This window comes from Candidatus Delongbacteria bacterium (assembly GCA_041675285.1).
GTDB lineage: Bacteria > CAIWAD01 > CAIWAD01 > CAIWAD01 > CAIWAD01 > CAIWAD01.
In genome coordinates this window covers 246,648-260,948 of the sequence record JBAYTZ010000005.1, presented here as the reverse complement: position 1 = coordinate 260,948, position 14,301 = coordinate 246,648, and the positions used below count along the sequence as shown (strand labels likewise).

Here is a 14,301-nt window from a genome sequence, read left to right as displayed (position 1 = left end):
TCAGGCCACTCCCGGCTGGCTCAGCGGCTCCAGCTCCGGCCCCGGCAGGGCGGGTCCGCTCTCCCCGGCTCCGCCCGCGGCGGAGTCCGGCTCGGGAACCCGCACGGGGGCGGCCAAGATCTCGCCGCTCAGGATGCGCACGATCTCGTCGGCGTCGAGAATTTCATGGATCAGCAGCGCCTCGGCCAGCAGGTCCAGCTTGTCGCGGTTGTCGCGCAGCAGGCGCGCCGTCTCCAGCCGTGCCTCCTCCAGGATCCGGTTGATCTCGGAATCGATCAGCTCGGCCGTGCGCTCGGAGAAGTCCCGGTGCTGGGCGATCTCGCGCCCCAAGAAGATCTCCTCCTGCTTCTTGCCGTAGTTGCGCAGCCCCAGGGCCTCGGACATCCCCACGTCGCAGACCATGGCCTCGGCGATCTGGGTGGCGCGCTTGATGTCGTTGGAGGCCCCGGTGGTGATGTCATCGAACACCAGCTTCTCCGCCTCGCGCCCGCCGTAGAGCACGCGCAACTCGGCCAGCAGCCGGCCGCGCGACTGGTGCACCTTGTCCTCGGGCAGCTGCCAGGTCAGACCCAGGGCGCGGCCGCGCGGAATGATGGTCACCTTGTGCAGCGGGTTGGCCTGGGGCAGCAGTTTGCTGATCAGCGCGTGGCCGGCCTCGTGGTAGGCCGTGATGCGCTTGTCGTCCTCGGTCAACAGCAGGCTTTTGCGCGCCGTGCCCATCAGCACCTTGTCGCGCGCCTCTTCGAACTCGGACATCCCGACCTTCTGCTTGTTGCGGCGCGCCGCCAGCAGAGCGGCCTCATTCACCAGGTTGGCCAGATCGGCGCCGGCCAGCCCGGGCGTGCCCTTGGCCATGGTGGTCAGGTTGACGTCGTCCTCCAGCGGCACCTTGCGGGCGTGCACCTTGAGGATGCCCTCGCGGCCGCGCACGTCCGGCCGGTCCACCACGATCTGGCGGTCGAAGCGGCCGGGCCTGAGCAGGGCCGGATCCAGCACGTCGGGCCGGTTGGTGGCGGCGATGAGGATCACGCCCTCGTTGGACTCGAAGCCGTCCATCTCCACCAGCAGCTGGTTGAGGGTCTGTTCGCGCTCGTCGTGGCCGCCGCCCAGGCCCGCCCCGCGCTGACGGCCCACAGCGTCGATCTCGTCGATGAAGATGATGCAGGGCGCGCTCTTCTTGCCCTGTTCGAACAGGTCGCGCACCCGGCTGGCGCCCACGCCCACGAACATCTCAACGAAGTCCGCGCCGCTCATGCTGAAGAAGGGCACGCCGGCCTCGCCGGCCACGGCCCGGGCCAGCAGGGTCTTGCCCGTGCCGGGGGGGCCCAGCATCAGGGCACCCTTGGGGATGCGCCCGCCCAGCCGGCTGAAGCGCTTGGGATCCTTGAGGAACTCGATGATCTCGCGCAGCTCCTCCTTGGCCTCGTCGGCGCCGGCCACGTCCTTGAAGGTGACCTTGACCTGGGTCTCGTTCATCATCTTCGCGCGGCTCTTGCCGAAGGAGAACACGCCCTTGTTGCCACCGCCGCCCTGCATGCGGCGCATGATGAAGATCCAGATGCCGAACAGGACGATCCAAGGCAGGATCGTCGTGGCCAGGTAGGCCGCCCAGTTGGTCTTGCGCTCCTCGAAGGTGTAGGGGATGCCCTTCTGGTCCCAGAGGGTCATCTCCTCGCGGAACTCCGGCGGCAGGATCACCGAGAACTTGCGGTTCTCCGGGGCGCCCTCGGCGTTGGCCACGGCGCGCTCGCCCTTCAACACGGGCGCCACGTCGTCGGAGATGACCACCATGTTGCGGATGCCCGGGTCCGCCTGCCCGATGAGCGTGCGGTACTCGGTGTAGTTCAGGTGCTCCTCGGCGGGCTTGCTGTCGAAGGCCCGCGAAAAAAACACCATGATCAGCAAGATGATGGCCCAGAACGTGATGGTGCCGCCCGCCTTGCGCCAGTTGCTGCCCGGCTCGAGGGGCGGTCGTTTGGGACTGGAGTTCATCAGGCTCCGTGCTCGCTTTCCCGACCGTCCACGCGGACATAAATGGCCGGCAGATTGCGCCAGTTCTGCTTGTAGTCCAGGCCGTAGCCGATCACGAATTCGGGGCCGATCTCGAAGCCCACGTATTCGAGGCCGAAGTCCAGCCGGCTGTTGTCGGGCTTGTGCAGCAGCGTGGCGAAGGCCACGGAGGCGGGCTGCTGCATCTCGAACTTGTTCTTGAGGAAGCTCACGGACAGGCCGCTGTCCACGATGTCCTCGACCACGATGATGTGGCGGCCGCCCACCAGGCTGTCGTAGTCCTTCTTCATTTTCACCTCGCCCGTCGAGGTCAACTGATCCCCGTAGCTGGAGATCTTGATGAAGTCCACTTCCACCGGGATGTCCAGGGCGCGCATCAGGTCCGAGCCGAAGATGAAGCCGCCGTTCAGCACGATCATCAGGATGGGGTTCTTGTCCCGGTAGTCCCGCGTGATCTGTTCGCCCAGCTCGCGGACGCGCTGCTCGATTTGCTGCCGGCTGATCAGGACGTCGAAGGTCATCTTGTCGACGGTGAGGTGCATGTGCCTACCCAGATTGTATGTGGACTCTTCGCCCCGCTTGGCTCGGGCGGCCACGCCCTCCCCAGCCCGGGGCACCAGCGAATCTCGCCATCGACCTGCAGCACCAGCTGCAGGCGCTTCTGCGCGGGGGCGTAGCCCCGCTCGCCCATCAGGTCCGCCAACAGGCGTCGGGCCGTCGGCGAGACGCGCAGCCGATCCCCGGGCAGCCAGCTGCGCAGCAGCACGGTCCGGGCCTCGTCCCCGGCGGCGGGCCGCCAGGATTCTCCCGCAAGGGGGCCGGCATTCCAACTGATCCGCTTGCCCAGCAGCTGGATCTCCTGACCCGGCCGCAGGCGGCGCAGCTGGGGACGCCAGGGGCCGTCCACCACCCAGGCCCGCTCCCGGCCCAGTTCCAACCAGCGGCCGGAACCCAAAGGAAATCGGCTGCCGCTGCGCGCCTCCGCCAGCTGCCGCGCCCAGAGACTCAAGGTCCGCCGGGCGGGGTCGCGCGACCACCAGCCGAGCCGCCTCCCCAGCCGCCGCAGCAGGTCCGGGGAAAGCGCTTCATGATATGGAAGAAAGGGCGCCCGTTCAAGCGACCAACCCACGGGGGTGGGCTGAAGGTCAAGCTTGACAAGCAGATCCTCCAGATTTCCCGCATGTTCCAGGGCGGCCTGCGCGAGCTTGCGGGCGATCCCGGCCAGCAACTGATCCACCTCGTCTCCGGCGACCTGGCGCAGGGGGGCCAGCAGGCGGTGCCGCAGGTGGCCGCGCTCGTGCGTGCCGTCCGCATTGCTGGCGTCCTCGCGCCACTCAAGCCCCAGCTCGCCGCAGCGGCGGCGCAGCTCGGCGCCGCCCACCCCCAGCAGCGGCCGCAACCAGCGGCCATCCCGCTCCTGCAGGGGCCGCAGCCCCCAGGGCGCCTTGCCCTTGAGCAGCCCGGCCAGCACGGTCTCGCTCTGGTCCCAGGCCTGGTGTCCCAGCAGGATCACGTCATCGGGACCCGCGCAGGACTCCAGAACGTGGCGCCGGCACTCCCGCGCCCAGTCCTGCTTGTTGCGGCCGGCGGGCAGGGGCGGGGCGCAGGCCACGCTCAGGGGCCAGCCCAGCCGGGCGGCCTGGACGCGCACCAGCCGCTCGTCGCGGTCGGAGTCCGCGCCGCGCCAGCCGTGGTTCAGGTGGACGACGTGCAGGCGGGCGCCCAGCCGGGGCGCCAGCCGGTGCGCGACCTGGAGCAGGAAGAGGGAGTCGGCCCCGCCGGAGACGGCCACCACCCAGCGACGCTCAACGGGTCGCAGACACGCGTGCAGGCGGTCGGCGACCCGGTCTTCGAGGCTGCTGGCGGCGGGGTTCATTCCTCGGCGAGGTTCACCTGGATCTGGTGGTGCGTGGTCTGGGCGGGCAACAGGCCCACGGCCGCGTTGCTGTAGACCGTGCGGTTGCGATAGCGGACCTCGAGGGCGTAGACGTAGCCCTGATCGGCCTCCCCCTCCTTGGTGAGGGGCAGGTTGAGGAACACGAAGCGCCCCTGCATGTCGGTCTTGGTGCTGCGGAACTGGATGGGCGGATTGTTCTGGCTGGACCGCCGCAGGATGAGCTGCACGCCGCTGATGGGATGGCGGTCCTGGTCGTTCACCACGTCGCCCGAGATGTGGGCCACGGCCGTGCGCACGGAATCCCGGCGCTCCTGGCCGCCCTCGCGCTCGCTGTCCAGCTGGCGCCGCCGCTCCGGACCGATGTAGTCCCCGCCCGGCCCGCGCCGCTGACCGGGGCCTCCCTGGCCTCCGCCCTGACCCTGGCCCGGCTGCCCCTGGGAAGGCCGGGGACGGCCGTTGGCCGGCGGCAGATCCGAGAGCTGGACCTTGAGGTTCATGATGGCGTCTTCATACTCGCCGGGCGCGAGGATGCCTTTGTCCTCCAACAGGTACACCAGTGCGTTGATCCTGCGGTTGGTGTCAGAACCAGCGTGTACCGGGGCCGGACTGGCGCCCTTGCTGCGATGATTGCGCATTTGAATTTCCGATTTCACCACCGGGTGGGTGGGACCAGTGCCTTGGACAGCCGCTGGGTGATTGGATCAAGTGTTGAGGGATGGAACACACACTGCTTGCTCACATGACAGGTGCAATAGCAGTGCAGGGACTCGAACCCCGGACACGCGGATTATGATTCCGCTGCTCTAACCGACTGAGCTACACTGCCACGTGATAGCGGGGACAGGATTCGAACCTGTGACCTTTGGGTTATGAGCCCAACGAGCTGCCAACTGCTCCACCCCGCAATGAGGACACGCAATATAGTCGCGCAAGCTGCGCATGTCAAGCCTGCAAGCGAGAAAGCACCCAAGCCTCCAGCCCGCCGGCCAAGATCAGCTCCTGCGCCGCCGTGCCCACCGGGAAGAGCGGGAAGCGTCGCCCCTGGGCCAGCAGCACGCTCTCGCGCACGTCCAGCCGGGCCGCCCAGCCCGTCCGCCGGGTGGCCTCCCCCTTGCCCGGGAAGGCCTCGCGCAGCGCGGCCACCAACTCGGGAGCCTCCAAGGCCAGGAAGCCATTGTTAAGCGCATTGCGCTTGTAGGTCTCGCTGAAACTGCCCGCCAGCACCAGCTGGATGCCGAAGTGCTTGAGAGCCGTGGCCGCCTGTTCCCGGCTGGAGCCGGTGCCGAAATTGAAGCCGCCCACCAGCAAGTCGCCACGCCGGGCCAGCTGGCGGAAGGCCGGATCGTAGTTTTCCATCACCACTGCGGCCTGGTCGGCCGGACCCATCTCGTCCTGGTAGGTCCACTTGCCGGCGTAGATCCCGTCTGTGTTCAGGTTGTCCACGTCGCAGAAGACCAGTTCGCCCTCCAGGACGGCGGGGAAGCCTTCAATGACGCGCACGGCCGTGCTGGCAGGCCGCACGAAGAGCGGGCGCTCCAGCCGCAAGCTTGGGACGCCGTCCGACAGTGGCAGCGGACCGGTGATGTAGCCGGCCGCCGCCGAGGCGGCCACCACCGCCGGCGAAGCCAGGTAGGCCAGCGAGTCGGCGTGGCCCATCCGGCCCTTGAAGTTGCGGTTGGTGGCGGAGATTCCCGTCTCCCCCTCCTCCAGCAGGCCCGTGCCCAGCCCGATGCAGGGCCCGCAGCCCGGCGGCAAGGGGCGTGCCCCGGCCTGGAGCAGGATCTCCCAGCTGCCCTCCGCCTCCGCCGCGGCCTGCACCTCGGAGGACGCCGCCGAGACGTAGAACTCCACCCCCGGCGCCACCTGCCGCCCGCGCAGCACGTCTGCCGCCTGGGCCAGATCCGAGCTGCGGCTGTTCACGCAGGACACCAGATAGGCCTTCTGCACGGCGATGCGCTCGGTGTCCAGGGCGGCCACCGGCCGCGCGCGCTTGACCGAGTTGGGGCCGGCCACCCAGGGCCGGATGCTCTCCAGCTCCACGTCCAATTCCAGTGCGTACGAAGCCCCGGGATCCGCCGCGGGCGGCTGGGCGCGCAACTCGGCCAGCCGCTCCGGGCGCAGGCGGGGATGGTCCGGGCGGGCGGCCACCCGGGCCTCCAGCCACTCCAGCAGCCGCTCGTCGATCGGGAACAGCCCCACCAGGGCGCCCCACTCGGTGGTCATGTTGGCCACGGCCAGCCGGTCGTCGATGCTCAGCGCGGCCACGCCCGGGCCGCTGAATTCCACAGCGTGGTTCAGCACCTCGTCTTGGTTGAAGCCGCCGCAGAGGGTGAGGATCAGGTCCTTGCCCGTCACGCCCGGCCGCAGCGCGCCGCTCAGGGTCACGCGGGCCACCGGCGGCACCTGCCACCAGGTGCGGCCCGTGGCCCAGATGGCCGCGGCGTCCGTGCGCACCACGGGCGTGCCCAGGCAGCCCACGCCGCCGTACATGTTGGAGTGGCTGTCGCTGGCCACCATCAGCGTGCCCGGCCAGGCGAAGCCCTCCTCCACCATGATCTGGTGTCCGATGCCCCGGCCGGCGGGGAAGAAGGGCACGCCCATCTCCCGGGCAAAGGCTTCGATGCGCGCGTACTTGGCCAGATTGGCCTCGCTGCGGTCCTGGACGTTGTGGTCCAGGGCGAAGACCGGCTGGGTCGGATCCGCCAACCGGCGGGCCCCGATGGAGCGGAACTTGGGAATCACGGCGCCTGTGTTGTCGTGGGTCATGACGTGGGCCGGGCGGATGCTCAGCAGGTCGCCGGACTGCACCAACTGGCCGGGTTCCAGGTCCACGGCGTGGCGCTGGGTCAGTTTCTCCACCAGGTTCTGGGGCATGTGGCCCTCCTCGAGTTTGGACCAGCCGCAGGAGCCCGCAGGCACGCAGCGGATACAGTGGCCGGTGGGACTGCCGTCCGGCCTCGTGCAGGCGAGTCGACGTTTCAGGCGGGGTCTCCCTGGGGCCGCACGGCCTCAGCGGACGGCCCCTTCTCCCCTTCCACCAAGATGAAGCTCACTTCCTGGCCGGGTCGCAGGACCTTGCGGCCCTTGACCTTGATCTGCGAATAGTGGACGAAGATATCCTGTTCGATCCCCAGGCAGGTGATGAAGCCGTAGCCGTGCTTTTCATCAAAGAAGCGGACGGTTCCCAGCATCCTTCCCCCTCACGTTTGGATCACCCCGGGATGAAAGCGCGGAATGTGCGGATTGTGGCTCGCCACTTCAAGACCGAGGTCCACGGCGCGCCGGATCTGGCGCGGATCGAGGATCTCGTCCACCCAGAGCCGGGCCGCGGCGTAGCGCGGATCCATCTCCCGCTCGTACTTGGAGCGGATCTCCTCCAGCGCCTGGGCCTGCTCCTCGGCCCCCAGTTCCACACCCCGGTGCTTGGCCTGGCCCAGTTTGATGTCCAGCAGCACGCGCGAGGCCTGGGCCCCGCCCATCACGGCGATCTTGGCGCTGGGCAGCGCGTAGATGAAGCGCGGATCGTAGGCCTTGCCGCAGAGCGCGTAGTTGCCGGCGCCGAAGCTGTTGCCCACGATGAAGGTCAGCTTGGGCACCGTGGAAGTGGCCACGGCGCTCACCAGCTTGGCCCCGTCCTTGATGATCCCGCCCTGCTCGGCCTGGCTGCCCACCATGAAGCCGGTCACGTCCTGCAGGAAGACCAGCGGGATGTGGCGCTGATTGCAGTTGAGGATGAAGCGCGCGGCCTTGTCGGCGCTGTCCGAGTAGATCACTCCGCCCACCTGCAGCTCGCCGCGCCCGCTCTTCACCATCTGGCGCTGGTTGGCCACCAGGCCCACGGTCCAGCCCTCGATCCGGGCCGTGCCGCAGAGCAGCGTGCGCCCGTAGTCCGGCTTGTATTCCAGCCACTCGCTGCCGTCCACCAGCCGGGCCAGCACCTCGCGCATGTCGTAGGGCCGGGCCAGATCCTGGGGCAGGAGGGCCAGCAGGTCGTCGGCCGGGTAGAGCGGCGGGCGGGGCTGCGTCCGCTCGAAGGGACCGGCCGGCGGCTGGGGCCAAAGGCCGATGGTCTCGCGGATTCGCTGCAGGCAGTCGGGATCGTCCTTGGCCTTGTAGTCGGTGACGCCGCTCACCGAACAGTGCATGCTGGCGCCGCCCAACTTTTCGTTGTCGATCACCTCGCCGATGGCCGCCTTGACCAGGTGGGAGCCGGCCAGGAACACACTGCCCGTGCCGTCCACGATCAGCGCCTCGTCGCTCATGATGGGCAGGTAGGCGCCCCCGGCCACGCAGGGTCCCATGATGGCCGCCACCTGGGGCACGCCCAGCGAACTCAGCACGGCGTTGTTGCGGAACATCCGGCCGAAGTGCTCGCGGTCGGGGAAGATCTCGTCCTGCAGGGGCAGATACACGCCGGCGGAATCCACCAGGTAGACGATGGGCAGACGGTTCTCCAGGCAGATCTCCTGGGCGCGCAGGTTCTTCTTGGCCGTGATGGGAAACCAGGCGCCGGCCTTCACCGTGGCGTCGTTGGCCAGGACCATGCACAGGCGTCCGGCGATCCGGCCGATGCCCATCACCGTCCCCGCCGCCGGCACCGCGCCGTGATGCGGATAGAGCTGGTCGCCGGCCCGCAGGCCCAACTCGAAAAAGGTGCCCGGATCCACCAGCAGATCAACCCGTTCCCGGGCCGACAACTTGCCCTTGTCGTGCTGACGGGCCAGGGCCGCCCCGCCGCCGCCCAGGCGGATCTTGGCCGCGTGGGTCTCGCTCTCTTCCAGCAGCTTGAGGTAGGCGGCGCGCTGGGCGCCGGCGACCTCGTTTTCCACCAAGGGATTGCCCAACCGGTTCATGGATCCTCACCTGGCTTGGATTCCACTCAGCTCCAGCTTGCTCGCGCCGAAACAGTTTCATGATATTAACCATTTAACGTCACTCATGCGTTCCGGGCGGGCCGCCGCCTGCGACAAATCACCGCCGGCAGATTCCAGAGAAAGGGCCGAACCATGGGCTACTGGTTGGCAAAAGGATTGCTGTTCAGCGCGTTGACCCTGCTCTCCGGCCGGCTCTTCTGGGTCGAGTTGTCCCGCCGGCTGGCGGCCGCGCGCAAGGCCAAGGGCCCCTTGCCCCACGATCTGCCCGAGCGGCGCTGGCTGCGCGTGGTGCGGGAAGTCCTCTTCCAGACCCGGATCATCCGGCACCGGCCCCTGCCCGGTCTGGCCCACGCCCTGCTGGTTTGGGCCTTCCTGGCTTTCGGCCTGGAAACCGTCGACCACCTGAGCCACATCTGGCTGCCGGGCGGCTTCCTGCCCGCCGCCGGCCTGTTCCACGACCTGTTCCAGGGTTTCGTGGCCCTGTTCGCCTGGGCCGCCGCGGCGGGCATCGTCTACCTGGCCTTCCGCCGCTTCGTGCTGCGTCCCAAGGAGTTGGGCTCAAAGCTCTCGGGTTCCAGCGGTCTGGTGGCCGTCTTCATCCTGACCCTGATGCTGACCTATCTGGCCAAGCATTACGGCTGGGTGACAGAGGGCAGCGCCGCGGCGGAGGCCAACTGGATGCTCCACACCTTGGTGCTATTGGCCTTCCTGGCCCTCATCCCGCGCTCCAAACACCTGCACCTGGTGCTGGGGCCCGTGGCCGTCTACTTCCGCAACGAGCGACCCGGGGAACTGAAGCCCCTGGACTTCGAGAAGGAGGAAATGGGCGTCACGCGGCTGGCGGACTTGGAGCAGAACAACGCCCTGGCCGTCTTCGCCTGCGTGGAGTGCGGCCGCTGCCTGGAGCACTGCCCGGCGGCCCTGACGGGCAAGGCCCTGGACCCCAAGGAGCTGGTGCTGCGCATGCGCGCGGGCTTTCTGGACAACCCCGAGCAGCCGGCCCTGCCCGCGCAGCTGCCCGTGGACTGGCTCTGGCAGTGCACGACCTGCGGCGCCTGCGCCGAACAGTGCCCGACGGGCAACGACCAGCCGCTGAGCATCCTGGAATTCCGGCGCGGCCTGACCAGCGAGGGCGAGTTCCCGGACACCCTGCGCACGCTGTTCGACAACCTGGAGCGCAGCGGCAACCCCTGGCGGCACGCCGCCCGGGACGGCGTGGCCTTCATCGAATCCCAGGGCATTCCCGTCCACGACGGCTCGCAGAAGGTCCTCTATTGGATGGGCTGCATGGCCCGCTACGACGAGGCCTACCGCAAGGTGGCGCTGGATTTCGTGGCGGTGATGCAGGCCGCGGGCGTGGACTTCGGCGTCCTGCGGGACGAAAAGTGCACGGGGGACGCGGCCCGGCGCGCGGGCAACGAGTTCCTCTTCCAGCAGCTGGCCATGGAGAACACGGAGAAGCTCAACGCCGCCAACCCGGACCTAATCGTCTCCACCTGCCCGCACTGCGTCAAGACCCTGGGCGAATACCGCGGGCTGGCCGAGGAGATGCGCCTGAAGGATCTGCCCGTCCTGCACCACACGCAGTTCATCCGCCAGCTGCTCGAACAGGGCCGCCTGAAGCTCGATCCCGCCGCCCGCCAGGAACTGGAGGGCCGGCTGGTCTACCACGACCCCTGCTATCTGTCCCGCTATCAGGATGACAGCGCCGTGGACGCGCCCCGGGAGGTCCTGCGCGCCGCCGGCGGCCAGCTCAGCGAGGCGGAGCGGCACGGTCGGCGCAGCTTCTGCTGCGGGGCGGGGGGCGCCCAGCTCTTCCTTGAGGAGACGGAGGGCACGCGCGTGAACCACGCCCGGACGGAGGAGCTGCTGCGCACCGGCGCCCAGGCCGTCTGCGTGGCCTGCCCCTTCTGCAGCACCATGCTGCGCGATGGATTGACGGACAAAGGGCACCCGGAGATGCCCGTGCTGGACGTGGCCCAGGTGGTGGCCCGGGCGCTAAAGCCAGTGAATTAGCTTTCCGGACGATTTCGTGTAAGCCGGGCTTTCCACTCTCCTTGTGGAGTTAACCAAGTCTGGCTGACTTGCCCCAGTTTGGGGCATGCCGGCGGCCGCCCGCCTCAGGGTGTCCGCAGGGTTGAATGGAAAGGCCATGTTCGGCAAGCGGTTCGACTTTGGAACTTTTATCGGAGCAGTGGGTTTGAGGTGGCACGTTTGTTGCTGAAAAGCACAGGGTCGGGGCAAGAAGTCCTTGACTTCGGGCACCGGCAATCTGCCTACCCAACCCTCTCTGTATAGCTGTGTGTGACGCGACAACCGTTGACAAGCCCCGTCAACGGGGAAGGGGCCCCAACCGGGGCCCCTTTTTTGTGTGCAGGCGGCTGCGGAGTGGAATCAGGCCAGCGCGCGGCTCAGGGCCGGCACCACCTCGAACAGATCCCCCACGATGCCGTAGTCGGCCAGCTTGAAGATCGGCGCCTCGGGGTCCTTGTTGATGGCCACGATGTAGCGCGAGTTCTTCATCCCGGCCAGGTGCTGGATGGCCCCCGAGATGCCGCAGGCGATGTAGAGGGTGGGGTTGACCACCTTGCCCGTCTGACCCACCTGCTGGCTGTGCGGACGCCAGCCGGCATCCACGGCCGCCCGGGAGGCGCCCACCGCGGCGCCCAGTTTGGCGGCCAGCTCCTCCAGCGGCGCGAAGCCCTCCGGCCCGCCCACGCCGCGCCCGCCGCTGACGATGATGTCCGCCTCGCTCAAGTCCAGCTTGCCGCCGGCCGCGGCCAGGATCTCCTCCACCACGGCCTGCATCTCCCGCGCGGCCAGGGTCGCCTGCTCCACGTGGGCGGCCGGGCCGCCTTCCTGCACGGCGAAGACCTTGGCCCGCAGAGACACCAAGGCTGGCTTTCCGGCGACCGGCGCCGTCACCAGCACCTTGCCCGCAAAGATCGGCCGGGTGGCCAGCCACTGCCCGTCCTGCCAGGCCAGCTCCGTGCATTCCGCCACCAGTCCCGTGCCCAGCCGGGCGGCCAGCCGCGGACCCAGTTCGCGTCCGCTGGCGCTGGCGGAGAGCAGGATCAGGTCGGGGGCCAGCGGGCCCAGGGCCTCGGCCAGACCGGCGGACCAGGCGTCGCTGGAGCCCGGGCCGTCCAGGGCCGGCAGTTCCACCACGCGATGGGCGCCCCAGCCGCCCAGGGCCGCCGGGTCGCGCAGGCTGCCCAGGACCAGGCCCGTGACCTGCCCGCCCGCGGCGTCCGCCAGGCGGCGCGCCAAACCCAGGGCCTCGCGCGCGCTGCCGCGCTCCAGGCCGCCCGTTTGTTCGATCAGACAGACGATGTTCATGCTCATTCTCCTACAGCACCCGGGCTTCTTCCTTGAGCAGCCGCAGGAGTTCCCCCGCCGCCTGCGCACCTTCGCCGATCACGCGTCCCGCCGGCCGGGCCGGGGGCAGGGCCACGCGTCCCGCCTCCGCCTCGGGCGCGGCCTGGCTCTCCAGCACCTCGAGGGGCTTCTTCTTGGCCAGCATGATGCCCTTGAGGCTGGCGTAGCGCGGCTCGTTCAAGCCCTTGTCGGCGCTAAGCACGCAGGGCAGCGGCAGGCGGATGCGCTCGCGCCCGGCCTCCACCTCGCGCTCCACGCGCACGCCGTCCGCCACACGTTCCAGCGCGCAGATGGCCGTGGCTGAGGGCAGCCCGAGCAGCTCAGCCAGCATGCCGGGCACCGCGCCGTGGTCGTAGTCCACGCCCTGCTTGCCCGCCAGGATCAGATCCGCCGGGTGGGCGCGCAGCCAGTCCGCCAGCAGGCGGGCCGTGCTCCAGGGGTCGCGCAGATCCTGCGGCACCTGCAGCAGGACGGCCTCGTCGGCCCCCATCGCCAGGCCCTTGCGCAGGGTGCTGTCCGCCTCCGCCTCGCCGGCGCAGAGCAGCACGACCTCGCCGCCCTCCGCCTCTTTCAGCTGCAGGGCAGCCTCCAGGGCATATTCGTCGTAGGGGTTGATGATGTAGTTCAGATCCCCGCGTTCGATGGTCGTCCCGTCCGGGGTCAGGCGGATCACGCTCTCCGTGTCCGGCACCCGTTTCAGGCACACAACAATGCGCATGCAGCCTCCCTGCCTTTCCGGTTTCCGTCGTTGTGGATGCAATGTATCAAGCTCAGGACGTGGCCGCCCGCTCTGTCCCGTCCGCAGCGGGCCGGCGGTACGGCGCCAGCGTCTGCTCCACGTAGGCCGCGTAGCGTCCCGCCTGGATGGCCTGCCGCGCCCCCTGCATCAGTCGCAGAAAGTAGCGCAGGTTGTGCAGGGTGCCCAAGCGCATGGCGCTGAACTCCTCCACGTGGAAGAGGTGCCGCAGGTGGGCGCGGTCGTAGTGCCGGCAGGTGAAACAGTCGCAGGCCGGATCGACGGGCTGGTCGAAGGACTCGCTGTGCCGCGCCGAGCGCGCGGAATAGCGGCCCAGGCTGGTGAACAGGGTGCCCTTGCGCGCGTTGCGCGTGGGCAGCACGCAGTCGAACATGTCGATCCCCAGGGCCACGCTCTCCAGGATGTCCTCCGGCGTGCCCACGCCCATCAGGTAGCGCGGCAGCCCGGCCGGCAGCTCGCGGCCGCAGAGCTCGGTGATCCGCCGCATGTCCGGCTTGCCCTCCCCCACGCTCAGACCGCCGATGGCCACGCCCGGCCAGTCCTGCTGCAGCAGCAGGTCCATGGAGCGCCGGCGCTGGCCGTCGTACACGCCGCCCTGGACGATGGGAAACAGGGCCTGGGGATGGCCGTGCAGGGGCCGGCTCTCCTCCCAGGCCCGGCGGGCCCGGACCGCCCAGCGCGCGCTGCGCTCCAGGCTGGCCGCCGCGTATTCCTCGCTGCAGGTGCCGGGCGGGCACTCGTCCAGTTGCATCATCACGTCCGAGCCCAGCCCGCGCTGGATCTCCACCACCGACTCCGGCGTGAACAGGTGCCGGCTGCCGTCCAGGTGGCTGCGGAAATCCGCGCCCTCCTCGCGCAGCTTGCGCAAATCCCCCAGGCTGAAAACCTGGAAGCCCCCGGAATCCGTCAGGATCGGGCCCGGCCAGCGCATGAAGGCGTGCAGGCCGCCGGCCCGGGTCAGCAGCTCGATGCCCGGCCGCAGGTAGAGGTGGTAGCTGTTGCCCAGCAGCATGCTGATCTCCAGCTCCCGCAGGTCGCGGCAGTCCAGGGTCTTCACGCTGGCCCGGGTGCCCACGGGCATGAAGACGGGGGTGGGCACCTCGCCGTGGGGCAGGATCAGGCGGCCGGCCCGGGCGCGGCCGTCCCGGGCTTCCAGCTCAAAGATGCGGGCCAGTTCCATGAGGCTCCGGATTGGGGTTGGGATGGGGCACGGACGGATAAAAAAAGTGCCCGCCCGACGAATCGGGCGGGCGCCTTCTCCTGGGCGGGCGTGCTTCCACGCCCTTAGGGCAAACCGAAAGGGCTCTGCCGTAGCGGGGCAGATCCAGTCGGCACCTGTCCTTCATCCGTTCCCGCTTGTATCCCCACATTCAGGAACCGATGAA

General features: G+C 69.0%; 11 protein-coding genes and 2 tRNA genes. 1 reads left to right on the top strand and 12 read right to left on the bottom strand.

Features of this window, described 5'->3' with window-relative positions; all coding sequences use genetic code 11:
• The 9 genes from ftsH to WC326_07135 form a co-directional block, all read right to left on the bottom strand.
• Nucleotides 1-1,992: an ATP-dependent zinc metalloprotease FtsH gene (gene ftsH / locus WC326_07175; protein MFA7330837.1), complete on the bottom strand. Its 1,992-nt coding sequence runs from the start codon at nucleotides 1,990-1,992 to the stop codon at nucleotides 1-3.
• Complete coding sequence (gene hpt / locus WC326_07170) at nucleotides 1,992-2,552, bottom strand: hypoxanthine phosphoribosyltransferase (protein MFA7330836.1); 561 nt, start codon at nucleotides 2,550-2,552, stop codon at nucleotides 1,992-1,994. Before hpt ends, ftsH begins: the two co-directional genes overlap by 1 nt.
• Nucleotides 2,528-3,886: a tRNA lysidine(34) synthetase TilS gene (gene tilS / locus WC326_07165; GenBank protein MFA7330835.1), complete on the bottom strand. Its 1,359-nt coding sequence runs from the start codon at nucleotides 3,884-3,886 to the stop codon at nucleotides 2,528-2,530. The genes hpt and tilS overlap by 25 nt, the downstream gene beginning before the upstream one ends.
• A complete protein-coding gene (locus tag WC326_07160; protein MFA7330834.1) occupies nucleotides 3,883-4,542 on the bottom strand; it encodes a hypothetical protein in 660 nt (219 codons plus the stop codon). The genes tilS and WC326_07160 overlap by 4 nt, the downstream gene beginning before the upstream one ends.
• Nucleotides 4,543-4,659: 117 nt before the next feature.
• A tRNA-Met gene (locus WC326_07155) sits at nucleotides 4,660-4,733 on the bottom strand.
• Between the two features lie 6 nt (nucleotides 4,734-4,739).
• A tRNA-Met gene (locus tag WC326_07150) sits at nucleotides 4,740-4,812 on the bottom strand.
• 37 nt (nucleotides 4,813-4,849) lie between these two features.
• On the bottom strand, nucleotides 4,850-6,781 hold the full coding sequence (lysF, locus tag WC326_07145) for a homoaconitase (protein ID MFA7330833.1): 1,932 nt from the start codon (nucleotides 6,779-6,781) through the stop codon (nucleotides 4,850-4,852).
• A gap of 104 nt (nucleotides 6,782-6,885) precedes the next feature.
• Entirely contained in the window at nucleotides 6,886-7,098 is a 213-nt protein-coding gene (locus WC326_07140; GenBank protein ID MFA7330832.1) for a cold shock domain-containing protein, read from the bottom strand.
• 9 nt (nucleotides 7,099-7,107) lie between these two features.
• Complete coding sequence (locus tag WC326_07135) at nucleotides 7,108-8,760, bottom strand: carboxyl transferase domain-containing protein (protein ID MFA7330831.1); 1,653 nt, start codon at nucleotides 8,758-8,760, stop codon at nucleotides 7,108-7,110.
• 153 nt (nucleotides 8,761-8,913) lie between these two features.
• Here WC326_07135 and WC326_07130 point away from each other — a divergent pair, with 153 nt between their 5' ends.
• Nucleotides 8,914-10,797, top strand: a complete 1,884-nt coding sequence (locus tag WC326_07130) for a (Fe-S)-binding protein (GenBank protein ID MFA7330830.1) — start codon at nucleotides 8,914-8,916, stop codon at nucleotides 10,795-10,797.
• Nucleotides 10,798-11,175: 378 nt separating this feature from the next.
• Here WC326_07130 and WC326_07125 read toward each other — a convergent pair whose 3' ends face one another.
• From WC326_07125 to tgt, 3 genes are read right to left on the bottom strand one after another with little or no spacing between them, the layout of a single operon-like run.
• Complete coding sequence (locus WC326_07125) at nucleotides 11,176-12,120, bottom strand: electron transfer flavoprotein subunit alpha/FixB family protein (GenBank protein ID MFA7330829.1); 945 nt, start codon at nucleotides 12,118-12,120, stop codon at nucleotides 11,176-11,178.
• 10 nt (nucleotides 12,121-12,130) lie between these two features.
• Nucleotides 12,131-12,877, bottom strand: a complete 747-nt coding sequence (locus WC326_07120; GenBank protein MFA7330828.1) for an electron transfer flavoprotein subunit beta/FixA family protein — start codon at nucleotides 12,875-12,877, stop codon at nucleotides 12,131-12,133.
• 52 nt (nucleotides 12,878-12,929) lie between these two features.
• Nucleotides 12,930-14,096 (bottom strand): tRNA guanosine(34) transglycosylase Tgt, encoded by a 1,167-nt coding sequence (gene tgt / locus WC326_07115; protein ID MFA7330827.1) that lies wholly within the window; start codon nucleotides 14,094-14,096, stop codon nucleotides 12,930-12,932.
• Nucleotides 14,097-14,301: the final 205 nt, after the last annotated feature.